The organism is Azospirillum sp. B4, assembly GCF_000333275.1.
GTDB lineage: Bacteria > Pseudomonadota > Alphaproteobacteria > Azospirillales > Azospirillaceae > Nitrospirillum.
On sequence record NZ_BACU01000737.1, the window covers coordinates 1 to 14,404 of the forward strand.

Here is a 14,404-nt window from a genome sequence, read left to right on the forward strand (position 1 = left end):
TACAGCACCTTGGGCACGTGCCGGATGCGCGTGGTCTTCTCCGATAAGCGGAGAACCATGTCCCAGTCCTGGCAGCCATTGTATTCCGACCGCAAACCACCCAGGTCCTCCAGCAGGCTGCGCCGCACGCAGCTGACGTGGCACGTGTACATCGTGCTCATCATCGTATCGGGCGACCAGTCCGGCTTGAAGAAGGGCTGCGTATAGCGGCCATCCTCGGTGATCTTGTCCTCGTCGCTATAGACGAACTCAGGATCGTGCGCGGCGATGCACAGCGCCAATTCATAAAGGCAGTCGGGCGTCAGTTCGTCGTCATGGTCCAGGAAGACGATGAAATCGCCCTTGGCCTGGGCCAGACCGGTATTGGTGGCCCCGGAAATACCTTGGTTTTGCTGCGGCCGCAGGGTGGTCACGCGTGGATCGCGAGGCAGATCCAGGGTGGCGCTGGTAGCGGGGTCGGTGCTGGCGTCATCCACCAGGATCAGCTGCCAATGAGGATACCACTGCGTCTCAACTGAGCGGATCGCGGCTTCCAGCAAAGCGGGCGGTGTATTGTAGACAGGAACCACGACCGAGAAAGTCGTCGTCAATGCCTTCAGACGGGTTTCCAGATCAAACGGCCGGCGCGGAGCGCGATAGACGTAGCCATCAGGGCCCCGGATATCATCCAGCGGCGCCCCCGCCAACGGTGCGGCCCCGATGCCCGAGCACGCGCCCGCCCCCCCAGGGGCGAAATTGCGGGCCAGCATGCCGGGCGCCACGCCATTCAGCAGCCAGTACTTGACGCCATTGACGCCATGATCCCGATACAGCCGGGCGCTATCCACCACAGGTGCCAGGATGCCATGGCGGCGCATCGTCCGCGTCACGGTCCACAACGCCGCCCGCAACTGATGGGCGCGCCGCATCGCCCAGCGCAGTGGACGGGGTCAACTGCCAACTGCGCGAGCCATGAATGAGCGCCAGCTCCAACTGGAGGGCGTTTCGTTCCGCGTCCCGCTGATGCAAAATCTCCAGGCGTTCATCAGGCAGGCGATTCGCACGCTGCACATCAAGGTCGCGATCCGCGAGCGCGCGGGTAAGTTCCGCGATGCGGCTACCTTGTTCAGCCAGCGCACGCGCCACTTCGCGATCCGCGCGCGAAATTGATCCACCAGACAACGTCATAATTATTACCAGAGCAATTATTTCAAATAAAGAGGCCACACCCCAGACGCGGCGATAATAAATTTGCTGCGCACCCGATAGGCTGACTCAAATAAAATTTATAGGCACCAGACATTTATGTCAACAAAGGGCAACGCCCAATGCTGCGGCGCAAAACGCTGTTGCCGTTCAGTCTACCGCCCCTGACTGACACCGTGATCGTCAGGGTGTGACGCCGAACCGGCGGGCCACGGCGGCCCAGCCCTCGCGCCCGGCCGTCACCGCGGCGTCAGCCAAGGACAGGACCCGGTCACGCTGCCGGTCCGGCGCGGCGCAGGCGGCATGCAACGCCTCCCCCAGGAATTGCAACCGCTTCAGGCCAGCATTGCCAGCCGTGGCGATTAAATCGTGCGCCTCGGCCCGCAGCCCGTCCACATCGCCCCCAGCCCGCAAGGCGGCCACCCGATTCAGGCGTTCGCCACCATGGACCACCAGGCTGCCGATCAGATTGAGGAATTGGTCGCGGCCGGCGATGGCCTCCAGCCGCTGCAAGACCGTGTCATCCAATACCGGAAGGGACGGTAACGGGCCGGCCGACGCCACCGTGGGCGCCGGCTCGTGTGGCGACGCCTTGGCCCATCGGGACACCACCGCCAGAAACTTGCGCTGGTCGAAAGGCTTGGCCACCAGGTCGTCCATGCCGGCTTCCAGATATTCCTCGCGCATGCCGGCCATGGCATTGGCCGTCAGCGCGATGATGGGCACACGCGTGCCGTCCTGGCGGGCACGGATGAGACGCGTCGCCTCCAGCCCGTCCATGCGCGGCATCTGCACATCCATCAGGATAAGGTCATAAAGGGCGCCGGGCGCTGTCGCGACCTTAACCCCTTCCTCGCCGTCCTCGGCCACGGTGACATCATATCCTTCCTTGCGCAGCATCAGCAGGGCCACCTGCTGGTTGATCTGGTTGTCCTCCACCAACAGCACGCGCCGGCCGGCGCCAATACCCACCTGGGCGGGATCGGGCATGGCCGGGGCTGTGGCGACCTGGCTGAGGAACAGGCGGCTCAGCACATCCAGCAAGGTTTGACGGCGCACGGGCTTGGCCAGCACGGCGGCGAAGACGTCGACGTCGGCGCTGCCGCGATCCATGAGCCCGAAGGAGGAGATCAGCACCAGCTTGGTTTCCGCGAAGCGGCCATCCTGGCGTATTCGCTGGCCCAGTTGATCGCCACGGCCATCGGCCATGGCGAAGTCCACCACCACCAAATCGGGCGGCGCGCCGTTCGTCCAGCTCGCCTCCAGGGCCGCCAGCGCCGAACGCGTGCCGTCGGCCACGCTGACCACCAGGCCCAGGTCGGCCAAGGCGCGGGACAGGATCTTCTGGTGCAGGGGGATGTCGTCGACCACCAGCACCCGCAGGCCCTTGATGCCATCCACCAGGGTGCTGCGGCTGACCAGGGTGGCGGCGACGGGCCGTAACGGCACGGTGAACCAGAAGGTGCTGCCACGGCCGGGGGCGCTGTCGACGCCGATGGCGCCGCCCATCAGTTCCACCAGTTGGCGGCAGATGGAAAGGCCCAGGCCCGTGCCACCGAAGCGGCGGGTGATGGAACTGTCGGCCTGGCTGAACTTTTGGAACAGGCGTGCCCGTTGCTCCTCCGGAATGCCGATGCCGGTGTCAGTGACGGCGATGCGCAGCTGGTCACGTCCCTGACTGTCGGGCGCCGCCCCCGGTTCCTGCCCGATCTCGATGGCCACCGTGCCGGCATTGGTGAACTTGATGGCGTTGGACACCAGGTTGGCGAGGATCTGGCGCAGGCGGGTGGGATCGCCGCGATAGGCGCCCCGCGCCGCATCCTCGACATAGCAGACCAGGTCCAGACCCTTTTCCGCCGCTTTGGGCGACAGCAGCATGGCGACGCCGTCCGCCAGCTCATCCATGGAAAAGTCTATCTCCTCCAGGTCGACCTTGCCGGCCTCAAGCTTGGAGACGTCCAGGATATCGTTGATGATGGACAGCAACATCTCGCCACTGTCGTGGATGGCGGCGGCCAGCACCCGTTGTTCGCCATCGAGATTGGTGTCCAGGATCAACTGGGCCATGCCCAGGACCCCATTCATGGGGGTGCGGATCTCATGGCTCATGTTGGCCAGGAATTCGGATTTGGCACGGCTGGCCGCCTCCGCCGCCAGGCGGGCGTGGTCGCGCTGCTCCGCCAGGGTCGCCATCTCCAGCGCTTGGGTCTGCAGGGCGGCTTCCGCCCGTCGGCGTTCCGCCACCTCGACCTCCAGACGGGCGACGGTGGCCGTGCGTTCCTCCAGCAGCCTCTGCTTTTCATGGAAACTGAGTTGCTTGCCCAAGGCCCCGCCCAGCGCCTTGGCCATCATCTGCAGCAGGGCCACGTCCTCGGCCATGAAGGCGTGCGGCTCCGTGCCCATCACTTTCAGAACGCCGACCACGCGGCCGGCCTCGAACAGCGGCGCGCAGATCATGGACCGCACGCCGACCATGCGGCACGCGTTGCGATCAACCCGGTCATCGGTTTCGCTGTCACCGCACATGAGGACTCGTTCGGTTTCGACGCAATAGCCGGACAGGCTGCCCTTGCGTTTCAGCCGCACGCCCACGAACTGCGACACGGCCCCGCTGGCGGCGCGGTAAACCATGTCCTCGCCCTCGGCCAGTTCGACAACGGCGCCCCTGGCACGCATCAGGCGTTGCAGGCGGTCCACCACCGTCTGCATGAAGGCGTCCAGGTCCAGGTCCGAGTCAGCCAGCAGCGATTGGGTCAGCACCACGTCGCTCAGGCGCTCCACCTGATGCTCCAGTGCACGGATGCGGTCCGTTTCGGCCTCCGACCGGGTCACGCCTGCCTCTTCCATGCTCAAGCCATCGAACCCTAGCCATACCCCGCAGGACCACTGCCAGTGGTCCACTATACGTGCGCCCATTTCAGCAGACACCGGCCAAGTTGAAGCGGGAACACTATCTTTGGCAGTAAATGACAGGTGCCGATGACCGACCACTGGCGAAGCCGGCGCCACATTCATTGATCCTTAACCATGTCGCTATATCGCTATAAAGTTGCCGTACCCGGCCATACTCGCCAGGAGCCCCCATGAACATCAGCAAGACCGTCCTGTCGGGGATCGGCGGCATCGCCGTCCTAGCCGTCGCCCTGTCCGGTGTCATCGCCGTCGTGGCCGCCCGCGACCTGGCTGAGCAGCACGCCGCCGGGCGCAGCCTTTCCGCCTATGACGACGCCCTGAGGCTGGGCGCCCTGCTGGCATCGGAACGGAGCGCATGGAACGCCGCCTTCAGCGGCGAAGGCGCCGCGGACCTGAGCGCCGCTTCCCCGCAAGGCAAGGCCATGGCGGCGACGGACGCGGCCCTGGTGGCGGCCCGCGCCAGCACGGGTGCCGCCGGCCTTGATCCCGCCGCCCTGGCCCAGGCGGAAAAACTGCTGGCCGGCATGCGCGCGGCGGCACGAGAGGCCACCGGCAAAGCCAGGGCCGACCGTCCGGCCGATGGCGCCAGCCGCATGCAGGACGGCATCGCCGCCGCCGGCACCGCCATCGATCACGCCGCCGACCTGGCCTTCCGCCGCACCGCCGCGTCGGCCGTGACCCTGACCGTGCCCCTGCAGATCGCCGCCATGGCGCAGGAACTGCGCGCCGCCGCCGGCACCCGTTCCGCCATCCTCAGCCTGTTCCAGGCCGGGCAGGCGCTGGATGCCAAGCGGCTGCACACCGCCACCCAACTGACGGGCCAGGTGGCCACGCTGTGGCGGTTGCAAACCCAGGCGGTGGCCAACCTGGGCAGCCCGGCCAAGCTGGCCGACGCCCTGGCCCAGGAAGACGCCACCTTGATGAAGGAAGGCGAGCCACGCTACCAGGCTGTCCTGGAGGCCGCGCGCACCGGCGCGCCCAGTCCCATGGACAATGCCGCCTGGCGCGCCTGGACCAGCCCCATGCTGGACAAGGCCCTGATCCTGCGCGACCGCGCCCTGGAAACAGCGCTGGACATGAACCAGGACGCCCTGGCCCAGGCCCGCTGGCGCCTGGCGCTGAGCGGCCTGACGCTGGCCTTCGTCGCCGCCATCACCGCCCTGGTGGCCTGGGTGCTGCGTCGCCGCGTCACCCAGCCCATCAAGGACCTGACACATGCCATCACCCGCCTGGCGGATGGCGACCTGGATGTCGCCATCGCCACCCCGCGCGTGCAGGACGAGGTTGGGGCCATGGCCGTGGCCTTGACAGTGCTGCGCGACAACGCCGCGCGGGCCCGCGCGGCCGAGCGCGACGCCGCCACCGCCCGCCAGGCGGCACTGGACCGCGCCCAGGTGGTCGACGGGCTGTGCCGCGACTTCGACAGCCGGGCCACCGCCGGCCTCAACGCCATGGAGGAAGCGGCGGACCACTTGGCCACCACCTCCACCGCCATGACGGAAACGGCGCAACAGTCCAGCCGCCAGGCGTCGACGGTGGCCAGCGCCGCCCAGAACGCGTCCAACGGCATCAACACCGTCGCCGCCGCGGCGGAGGAGCTGTCGGCCTCCATCAGCGAGATCAGCCGCCAGATGGCCCAATCCACCACCATCGCCAACGATGCCATGGTCAAAGCGGAGGAGACGGACCAGGCCATCGCCGTGCTGGCCGCGGCCAGCGCCAAGATCGGGGAGATCGTGGGCCTGATCACCGCCATCGCCAGCCAGACCAACCTGCTGGCCCTGAACGCCACCATCGAGGCGGCCAGGGCGGGGGAAGCGGGCAAGGGTTTCGCCGTGGTGGCGTCCGAAGTGAAGAACCTGGCGGGCCAGACCGCCCAGGCGACGGATGAGATCACCCGCCAGATCGGGGAGATCCAGACGGTGACGCAGGCGGCGGTGGCCGGTGTGCGCGGCATCTCCGACGTCATCCACACCATGGGTGGCATCACCGCCGGCATCGCCGCGGCGGTGGAGGAGCAAGGAGCCGCCACGCAGGAGATCGCCCGCAACGTGCAGGAGGTGGCCATGGCCACCCACCAGATCACCGCCAGCATCGACGACGTGCGCACCGCCGTGGACCAATCCAGCGCCGTGGCCGGCGACCTGCGCCAGGCCGCGACCTCCATGACCGACCGGGCGGAACGGCTGAAGGGCGACGTGGCGGGGTTCCTGGGCGGCGTGCGCGCGGCCTGAGCGCCGGTCTGGGGCTGGCCTGGGCGGGGATCAGTCCGTATAAGACCCGCCATGGACCTGACGCACCGCCCCCTGACGCCGGACGACCTGGACCTGGTGTGCCGGCATCGCGCCGCCATGTTCCGCGAGTCCGGCCGGCCCGAAGCCGCCTTGACGGCCATGGCCGATCCCTTCCGCGGCTGGCTGGAACCCCGCCTGACCGATGGTCGCTACTTCGGCTTCATCTTGGAGGACGCGGTGGCGGCGCCGTTGGCCGGGATCGGCCTGATGGAGATCGACTGGCCGCCCCACCCCGCGCACCCACAGGACGGCCGGCGCGGCTATGTCCTGAACGTCTATGTCGAGCCCAGCCACCGCCGCCAGGGGCTGGCCCAGCGGCTGATGGCCCTGGCGGAGGCGGAATTCCGCCGGCGCGGCATCACCTACGCCATCCTGCACGCGACATCCGCCGGCCGGCCGCTGTACGAACAGGCGGGCTGGGCGCCCACCACGGAAATGGCCAGGACGCTTTAGCCGCGCGCCAGGCCCAGGCCTTCGTCGATCCAGCCGGTCAGGCCGCCGATCATCTCCTTCACCGGGCGGCCCAGCCGGGCCAGTTTCAGCGCCGCCTTGGTGGACCCGTTGCAATGCGGGCCGGCGCAGTAGACGACGAACAGGGTGCCCGCCGGGTAATCGGCCAGCAGCGCCTCGTTCAACTGGCGCGTGGGAATGTTGACGGCGCCCGGCACATGGCCGGCGGCGAACAGCGCCGGGGTGCGCACGTCCACCAGCACGAAGTCCTTGGTCTCATGGTTGGTGGCGTACCAGACGTCGGCGCAGTCGGTCTCGAACGCCAGCTTGGCCTCGAAATGGGCGGCGGCGGCGGCCGGCGCGGCGGCCGGCGTCCTGGCAACGACGGAAGGGGAAACGGCGGTGGCGGTCATGAAGGGCATCCCCGGTCAGGTGGTGGTGACGCCCCGTTGTCGCCCGATGCCCGAATTCCCGCCAGCGGCGCACCCGCCAATATGCGGGCACTTCCGGCCAAACGGACTGCTGACACCTTCTGTCACGCGTCGGCGTTACGACGTCCCGGAAACCACATCGACAGGGAAGCATCCAACCATGGCCCGCCCCAACTACATCGAGCTGCCCACCCGCGACATCGCGACCGCCCAAGGTTTCTACGAGCAAGCCTTCGGCTGGCGGCTGACCGGCTTCGGCCCCACCTACGCCTGCACCATGACCGGCGATGTGGACATCGGCCTGCAGGCCGACGCGGCGGAGGCGACGAAGGCCCCCCTGCCCGTCATCCAGGTGGAAGATCTGGAGGCGGCGCTGGCCGCCGTCACCGCCGCCGGCGGCACCGTTGTCCGCCCCATCTTCAGCTTTCCCGGCGGCCGCCGCTTCCAGTTCACCGACCCCTCGGGCAACGAACTGGCGGTGATGCAGCCGGATGCCCATCACGGCTGACATCCATGTCGCCGAGATCGGGGAAAAGCCACTCAGCTCGGAACGGCTAGGGCAAATCCTCCGGCCAAAGCTGCGCCGCGTGGAGGACTCGCAGTATGAGGATCACGCCATCCTGGATCTGATAGGCGGCGATGTATGGCGTGTCGGTGATCACCAGTTCCCGTGTGGAGGGCACGCGTCCCGACCGCCCCTTTTCAGGAAACGCCTTCAGACCACGTATCACCTTTTGGATACGGTCATCCATGGCCAAGGCGGCCGAGGGATTTCGGGCGGCCAGATAGTCAAAGATCCCTTCCCGGTCCGCGACCGCCCAGGGGGACCAGCGCAGCTTCACGCGCCACCCTTGCCGGCATCATCCGCCAGGGCGGCCCGCCGTCGCGCGAAGCGGGCCTCGACCTCCTCCTCATCCAGGCTGGGGCGGGGGTCTTCCAGCGCCTGGCGCACCTTGGCGCGAAACCAGGCATCATGGGTGGGGCCGTCCGCCAGCAGGAAGGGCAGCGCCCCTTCGTTGGCGGTGCGGGTCAGCAGGATGCGCACGGCATCCGATACGGTCAGACCCATGCCTTCCAGCACGGCGGCGGCCCGTTCCTTCACATCGGCATCGATGCGCGCCTGCACCAGGGCGTTACTGGCCATGAGCGGCCTCCTTCACTGATCGCATGACAGTGTAGTGCATTTGATGGACATAGGCCACAACCCTTCATCACGTCGAGATGGCATGTTCGCCAATGGCCGGGCATTTCCGGCCAGGGACGCGGGTCGCCCCTTGGCGCGCGTCCCGCGCCGGTGTTTCATCGGCGCCATGACCCTGCGCCGCCCACCCCCGCCCGCCCCGCCGCCGCCGCGCAACCGCACGGTGGCCGTGCTGGCCTATGACGGGCTGTGCACCTTCGAGTTCGGGGTGGCGGTGGAGGTGTTCGGGCTGCCCCGGCCGGAAATGGCGGACTGGTACCAGTTCCGCGTCTGCGCCGCCGAGGCCGGCCCGTTGCGCGCTGTGGGCGGTATCCAGGTGCTGGCCGAGGGCGGGTTGGATGACCTGGCGGCCGCCGGCACCATCGTCATCCCCGGCTGGCGCGGCATGGACGCCGCCGTGCCCCCGACCCTGCTGGACGCGCTGCGCCGGGCGCACGCCGCCGGGGCGCGGCTGGTGTCCATCTGTTCCGGCGTCTTCGTCCTGGCGGCGGCGGGCGTGCTGGCGGGCAAGCGCGCCACCACCCACTGGCGGTACGCCAAGGCGCTGGCCGAGCGCCATCCCGACATCCAGGTGGAGCCCGACGTGCTGTATGTGGACGAGGGGTCGGTGCTGACCTCCGCCGGCAGCGCCGCCGGCCTGGACCTGTGCCTGCACATCGTGCGCCGCGACCATGGCGCCCGCGTCGCCAACCAGGTGGCCCGCCGCCTGGTCATCCCGCCCCATCGCGACGGGGGCCAAGCCCAGTTCGTGGAAGCCCCGCTGGCCGAGGAAGCGGCCCCCCTGTCCGCCCTGTTCGACTGGATCCGCCGCAACCTGGACCAGGATTTGCCGCTGGCGCGGCTGGCCATCCAGGCGCGCATGAGCGAGCGCACCCTGGTCCGCCGCTTCCGCGAGGCGGCCGGCACCAGCCCCAAGGACTGGATCCTGACCGCGCGCCTGAACCGCGCCCGCACCCTGCTGGAGGCCACGTCCCTGCCGCTGGAGCAGGTGGCGGCCGACTGCGGCTTCGGCAGCGCCGACACCCTGCGCCACCATTTCCGCGCCCGCCTGCGCACCAGTCCGGCCGCCTATCGCGGGCGCTTCGCCGACGCGGCGGAATAGGCCTCTACAAGCCGCCGCCATGGGCGTTCACGGCGGCCAGCACGGCGGCCACGTCCTCCGCCACCGTCTGGTGGACGCCGCCGACCAGCAGCGTGGCCTTGCCCGTGCCGCCCGGCGGGATTTCCGTGGGCAGGGGCGGGCGCAGCAGCGATACGGCCGCCCCCCGCACCCACAGCGCCGACCCGTCCGGCCGCGTCAGGCGGGCGAAGTCCTGGACCAAACCCAGGCGGGCCAGCAGGGCGTCCGGCGCCTCCGCCGTCGTCACCCCCTCGGCCAGGCCGCCCAGCGCAGTCCCGGATGGACCACCCACCAGGGTGCTGATGCCGCCGGCATCGATGTGGATGGTGGTGCCGGCGGACGTCTTGATCTCGGCCATGGTCTTCCTCCTGACAGGGATTTCGCCCCAGCCAAACCCAGGGCGACACCCCGGCATAGACGCGCATCCGGCCATCAGCCATCCGCCCCTTGCCGACAAAGCTGCACAAAACCGGTTGCGCCCGACCAGGCCAAACCCTAGAGTGCCCGCCATATGACAAGGCTGTCATATGCCCCGTCGGGCCCCTTCCGGCGGCAATAAAACTAGGGAGTAGACGTTCGTGCCCCATGCGCCGTTTGGGTCCTGCCTGCCCTCCACGCCCCGTGCCTTCACACACCGCCCTGCCACCCGCCGCCTTGCCACCGGCGCCGCCCTGTGCGCCCTGATCGCCACCGCCCTGGCCCCGTCCGCGCATGCCCAGATCCCGCTGGAGGCCGAGATGTCGGCCCGGGCCACCGCCGCGGCCGTGCCGCCCACCCCGGCGGTGCCGGGCCCGTGGATGGACACCAAGCTGTCGCCGGATGAGCGCGCGCGCCTGCTGGAAAGCCAGCTGACCCTGGATGAACGCATCGGCATGCTGCACGGCATCATGGCCCTGCCCTACAAGATCGCGGGCCTGCCCGACGGCGTGGTCTGGTCCGCCGGTTACATCCCGGGCGTGCCGCGCCTGGGCATCCCGGCGCTGCGCGAGACGGACGCCAGCCTGGGCGTCACCACCCCCCACCGCCTGCGCCCCGACGGCGCCACCGGCCTGCCGGCGGGCCTGGCCATCGCCGCGACCTGGAGCCCGGAGCTGGCCTACCAGGGCGGCGCCATGGTGGGTGACGAGGCGACCCGGAAGGGCTTCAACGTCCTGCTGGGTGGTGGCGTGAACCTGACGCGCGAGCCCCGCAACGGCCGCAACTTCGAATACCTGGGCGAGGATCCGCTGCTGGCCGGCACGCTGGCGGGCCAGGCCATCCGCGGCACCCAGGACCAGCACATCGTGGCGACGGTGAAGCACTTCGCCATCAACAGCCAGGAATCGAGCCGCCGCGCCGTGAACGCGGTGATCGACGAGGCGCCCTTGCGCGAAAGCGACCTGCTGGCCTTCCAGTTCGCCATCGAGGCGGGCAAGCCGGGCTCGGTCATGTGTTCCTACAACCGGGTCAACGGCCCCTGGGCTTGCGACAACGATTTCCTGCTGAACAAGGTGCTGAAGGGCGACTGGGCCTATCCCGGCTGGGTCATGTCCGACTGGGGCGCCACCCCCGCCTTGAGCGCCGCCATGAACGGCCTGGACCAGCAGTCGGGGGAGCAGATCGACAAGGAGGTGTTCTTCGACAAGCCGCTGAAGGCGGCGGTGGAGGGTGGGCAGATCCCGGCGGCCCGCGTGTCGGACATGGTGCGGCGCATCCTGCGCTCCCTGTTCGCCACCGGCGTGTTCGACGTGAAGGCGCCCACCGGCCCCATCGACTTCCAGGCCCATGCCGACATCACCCGCACCGTGGCCGAACAGGGCATCGTGCTGCTGAAGAACAGGGGCGACGTCCTGCCCTTATCCACCCAAGGGGGGGCCACCAAAGGCAAGCGCATCGCCGTCATCGGCGGGCTGGCGGATGCCGGCGTGCTGTCGGGCGGGGGGTCATCGCAGGTGCTGGCGGGCGACGGGCCCAACCATGATTACAAGAACGGCGCCTTCATCCACATCGGCGGCACCGGCGAACTGGTCCACATCTCCGACGCCGTCTACCAGCCGGACGCGCCGCTGGCCGCCATCGAGGCCAAGGCCGGCAAGGACACCGTGTTCTTCGCCGACGGCCGGTATGTCAGCGAAAGCGTGGTCGCCGCGAAGGAGGCGGACATCGCCATCGTCTTCGCCACCCAGTGGAACATCGAGGGCCAGGACGTGCCTGACCTCAGCCTGCCCCAGGGCCAGGACGCCGTCATCGCCGCCGTGGCCGCCGCCAACCCCAACACCATCGTGGTGCTGGAGACGGGCGGCCCCGTCGCCATGCCCTGGCTGGACAAGGTCGCGGGCGTGGTGGAGGCCTGGTACCCCGGCACCCGTGGCGGCCAGGCCATCGCCAACATCCTGTTCGGCGACGTCAACCCGTCCGGTCACCTGCCCATCACCTTCCCCCGGGATGAGAGCCAGCTGCCCAGCCCGGTGCTGGCCGGCTTCTACGAGCATGACCGGACGAAGCTGTTCGACGCCCACTATCCGGAGGGCGCCGACGTCGGCTACCGCTGGTACGCGGCCAAGGGCCTGACGCCCCTGTTCCCCTTCGGCTATGGCCTCAGCTACACCACCTTCACCCAGGGTGGGTTGAAGGCCGCCGCCGGCACCAAGGCGGGGGAGGCGATGAAGATCAGCTTCACCGTCACCAACACCGGCAAGCGCGCCGGCCAGGACGTGGGCCAGGTCTATCTGGTATCGGGCCCGCAGGGCAGCCGCACCCGCCTGCTGGGCTTCGGCCGGGTGGACCTGAAGCCGGGCGAGAAGAAGACGGTCAGCGTCAGTGTCGACCCCCGCCTGCTGGCCGATTTCGACACACAGGCGCACGCCTGGAAGGTCGCCGCCGGCAGCTACACCGTGGCCCTGGGCAGCGACGCCCAGAGCCTGGGGGAGAAGCAGACGGTGACCTTGAAGGCCCAGACCCTGAAGCCGTGATATCGCCCGGGCGGCGCCGGGGGCCAGCCCCGGCGCTTGCCAGGCCCTCCCTCGCGGCCGACACTGTCGGCAAAACAGCCGCCTGGGAGGACGCCTCATGACCGCACCCGCCGAAACGGACATTTTCGACTATGTCGTCGTCGGCGCCGGCTCGGCCGGGTGCGTGCTGGCCAACCGGCTATCAGCCGATCCTGCCGTGCGCGTGGCCCTGGTGGAGGCCGGCGGCAAGGACGACTGGATCTGGTTCCACATCCCCGTGGGTTATCTGTTCGCCATCGGCAATCCCCGCGCCGACTGGATGTTCAAGACCGAGGCCGTGCCCGGCCTGAACGGCCGCAGCCTGGCCTATCCGCGCGGCAAGGTGCTGGGCGGCTCATCATCCATCAACGCCATGATCTACATGCGCGGGCAGGCCGCCGACTACGACGGCTGGCGGCAGATGGGGCTGGAGGGCTGGGGGTGGCAGGACGTGCTGCCCACCTTCCTCGCGCAGGAGGACCATGTGGCTGGCGCCAGCCTGTTCCACGGGGCCGGCGGCGAATGGCATGTCGACCATCCCCGCGTGCGCTGGGCCCTGCTGGACGCCTTCATCGCGGCCGCCGAACAGTGCGGCATCCCCCGGACGGAGGACTTCAACCGGGGCGACAATGAGGGGTGCGGCTATTTCCAGGTGAACCAGAAGGGTGGCCGGCGGTGGAGTGCCGCCCGCGCCTTCCTGGACCCCGTCCGCCACCGCCCCAACCTGACGGTGATCACCGGCGCCCTGGCGGACCGCCTGACCTTCGATGGCGCGCGCGCCACCGGCGTGCGCCTGCGCGCGCCCGGCGGCATCCGCAGCCTGGCGGCCCGGCGGGAGGTGGTGGTGGCCACCGGCGCCGTGGCGACGCCAGCCCTGCTGGAACGGTCCGGCATCGGCGCCGGCCAGCGGCTGCGCGACCTGGGGGTGGAGGTGGTGGCCGACCGGCCGGGCGTGGGGGAGAACCTGCAGGACCACCTGCAACTGCGCCCCATCTTCAAGGTGACGGGCGTGCCCACCATGAACCTGCTGTACCAGTCCCTGCCCCGCCGCGCGTGGATGGGGCTGGACTACGCCCTGCGCCGGCGGGGGCCGCTGACCATGGCGCCATCGCAGCTGGGCGCCTTCACCCGCAGCGGACCGGAGTACGCCACCCCCAACCTGCAATTCCACATCCAGCCCCTGTCGCTGGACAAGTTCGGCGACGCCCTGCACCCCTTCGGCGCCTTCACCGCCAGCGTCTGCAACCTGCGCCCCACCAGCCGGGGCAGCATCCACGCCCGCGGCCCCGACGCCGGCGACGCCCCCGTCATCCAGCCCAACTACCTGGCGACGGAGGAGGACCGGCGCGTGGCGGTGGACAGCCTGCGCCTGGCCCGCCGCATCGCCCAGGCCCCGGCGCTGGCCCCCTTCAAGCCTGAGGAATACAAGCCCGGCCCCCACCTGCGGAGCGATGCCGACATCGCGCGCGCCGCCGGCGACGTCGGCACCACCATCTTCCACCCCGTGGGCACCGCCCGCATGGGCGATCCCGCCGACCCCCTGGCCGTCACCGACGCCCGCCTGCGGGTCATCGGCGTGCGGGGCCTGCGCGTGGCCGACGCCTCGGTCATGCCGCGCATCACCTCGGGCAACACCGCCTCCCCCACCATGATGATCGCGGAACGGGCGGCGGGCATGATGCTGGAGGACTGGCCCCCCTGAGCCACCCCGGGCACCGGTGCAGGCCGACCCGTAAAGGGGGAAGGCCGGGCGCGGCGGGCCGCCAAAGTTCGGGCGAGCCTGCCGCATTTCCTGAACAGAGCCTCACCCAAGTGATGCGGAAGCCGGCGGCCCTGACACG

General features: G+C 69.4%; 13 protein-coding genes. 7 read left to right on the forward strand and 6 right to left on the reverse strand.

Annotated features, from left to right (window positions below):
* On the reverse strand, positions 1–908 hold a 908-nt coding region (locus tag I55_RS33800), incomplete at its 3' end, for a glycosyltransferase (protein WP_148294102.1).
* A gap of 43 nt (positions 909–951) precedes the next feature.
* Between I55_RS33800 and I55_RS32440 the strand changes: the two genes are divergently transcribed.
* Positions 952–1,149 carry a hypothetical protein gene (locus I55_RS32440; protein WP_044564863.1) on the forward strand — a complete coding sequence of 66 codons (198 nt, stop codon included), beginning with the start codon at positions 952–954 and terminating at the stop codon, positions 1,147–1,149.
* 219 nt (positions 1,150–1,368) lie between these two features.
* Here I55_RS32440 and I55_RS32445 read toward each other — a convergent pair whose 3' ends face one another.
* On the reverse strand, positions 1,369–4,017 hold the full coding sequence (locus tag I55_RS32445; RefSeq protein WP_049974738.1) for a response regulator: 2,649 nt from the start codon (positions 4,015–4,017) through the stop codon (positions 1,369–1,371).
* Positions 4,018–4,268: 251 nt separating this feature from the next.
* On the opposite strand from I55_RS32445, the gene I55_RS32450 reads away from it, so the two are divergent.
* Positions 4,269–6,332 (forward strand): methyl-accepting chemotaxis protein, encoded by a 2,064-nt coding sequence (locus I55_RS32450; protein ID WP_044564864.1) that lies wholly within the window; start codon positions 4,269–4,271, stop codon positions 6,330–6,332.
* Positions 6,333–6,383: 51 nt separating this feature from the next.
* Positions 6,384–6,845 carry a GNAT family N-acetyltransferase gene (locus I55_RS32455; protein WP_044564865.1) on the forward strand — a complete coding sequence of 154 codons (462 nt, stop codon included), beginning with the start codon at positions 6,384–6,386 and terminating at the stop codon, positions 6,843–6,845.
* Here I55_RS32455 and I55_RS32460 read toward each other — a convergent pair.
* A complete protein-coding gene (locus I55_RS32460; protein ID WP_044564873.1) occupies positions 6,842–7,255 on the reverse strand; it encodes a rhodanese-like domain-containing protein in 414 nt (137 codons plus the stop codon). The genes I55_RS32455 and I55_RS32460 overlap by 4 nt on opposite strands.
* Positions 7,256–7,433: 178 nt before the next feature.
* Here I55_RS32460 and I55_RS32465 point away from each other — a divergent pair, with 178 nt between their 5' ends.
* Positions 7,434–7,781, forward strand: a complete 348-nt coding sequence (locus tag I55_RS32465) for a VOC family protein (protein WP_044564866.1) — start codon at positions 7,434–7,436, stop codon at positions 7,779–7,781.
* Positions 7,782–7,827: 46 nt separating this feature from the next.
* Here I55_RS32465 and I55_RS32470 read toward each other — a convergent pair whose 3' ends face one another.
* Together I55_RS32470 and I55_RS32475 are read right to left on the reverse strand one after the other, a co-directional pair.
* A complete protein-coding gene (locus tag I55_RS32470; protein ID WP_044564867.1) occupies positions 7,828–8,115 on the reverse strand; it encodes a type II toxin-antitoxin system mRNA interferase toxin, RelE/StbE family in 288 nt (95 codons plus the stop codon).
* The gene (locus tag I55_RS32475; protein ID WP_044564868.1) at positions 8,112–8,417 is read right to left on the reverse strand and encodes a type II toxin-antitoxin system RelB/DinJ family antitoxin; all 306 of its coding nucleotides are present in this window, start codon (positions 8,415–8,417) and stop codon (positions 8,112–8,114) included. The genes I55_RS32470 and I55_RS32475 overlap by 4 nt, the downstream gene beginning before the upstream one ends.
* A gap of 130 nt (positions 8,418–8,547) precedes the next feature.
* Here I55_RS32475 and ftrA point away from each other — a divergent pair, with 130 nt between their 5' ends.
* Positions 8,548–9,576, forward strand: a complete 1,029-nt coding sequence (ftrA, locus tag I55_RS32480; protein ID WP_307718742.1) for a transcriptional regulator FtrA — start codon at positions 8,548–8,550, stop codon at positions 9,574–9,576.
* 4 nt (positions 9,577–9,580) lie between these two features.
* Here ftrA and I55_RS32485 read toward each other — a convergent pair whose 3' ends face one another.
* On the reverse strand, positions 9,581–9,952 hold the full coding sequence (locus I55_RS32485; protein ID WP_044564869.1) for a hypothetical protein: 372 nt from the start codon (positions 9,950–9,952) through the stop codon (positions 9,581–9,583).
* 220 nt (positions 9,953–10,172) lie between these two features.
* Here I55_RS32485 and I55_RS32490 point away from each other — a divergent pair, with 220 nt between their 5' ends.
* Both I55_RS32490 and I55_RS32495 read left to right on the forward strand, forming a co-directional pair.
* Positions 10,173–12,545 (forward strand): beta-glucosidase, encoded by a 2,373-nt coding sequence (locus I55_RS32490; RefSeq protein WP_252181404.1) that lies wholly within the window; start codon positions 10,173–10,175, stop codon positions 12,543–12,545.
* A gap of 97 nt (positions 12,546–12,642) precedes the next feature.
* Positions 12,643–14,265, forward strand: coding sequence for a GMC family oxidoreductase (locus I55_RS32495; RefSeq protein WP_044564870.1), 1,623 nt, complete (start codon positions 12,643–12,645; stop codon positions 14,263–14,265).
* Positions 14,266–14,404: the final 139 nt, after the last annotated feature.

What these genes read in the sequence shown, in the direction of transcription:
- I55_RS32440 (WP_044564863.1), top strand. Translation starts at nt 952, where the DNA reads ATGAATGAGCGCCAGCTCCAACTGGAGGGCGTTTCGTTCCGCGTCCCG.
- I55_RS32450 (WP_044564864.1), top strand. Translation starts at nt 4,269, where the DNA reads ATGAACATCAGCAAGACCGTCCTGTCGGGGATCGGCGGCATCGCCGTC.
- I55_RS32455 (WP_044564865.1), top strand. Translation starts at nt 6,384, where the DNA reads ATGGACCTGACGCACCGCCCCCTGACGCCGGACGACCTGGACCTGGTG.
- I55_RS32460 (WP_044564873.1), bottom strand. Translation starts at nt 7,255, where the DNA reads ATGACCGCCACCGCCGTTTCCCCTTCCGTCGTTGCCAGGACGCCGGCC.
- I55_RS32465 (WP_044564866.1), top strand. Translation starts at nt 7,434, where the DNA reads ATGGCCCGCCCCAACTACATCGAGCTGCCCACCCGCGACATCGCGACC.
- I55_RS32475 (WP_044564868.1), bottom strand. Translation starts at nt 8,417, where the DNA reads ATGGCCAGTAACGCCCTGGTGCAGGCGCGCATCGATGCCGATGTGAAG.
- I55_RS32485 (WP_044564869.1), bottom strand. Translation starts at nt 9,952, where the DNA reads ATGGCCGAGATCAAGACGTCCGCCGGCACCACCATCCACATCGATGCC.
- I55_RS32495 (WP_044564870.1), top strand. Translation starts at nt 12,643, where the DNA reads ATGACCGCACCCGCCGAAACGGACATTTTCGACTATGTCGTCGTCGGC.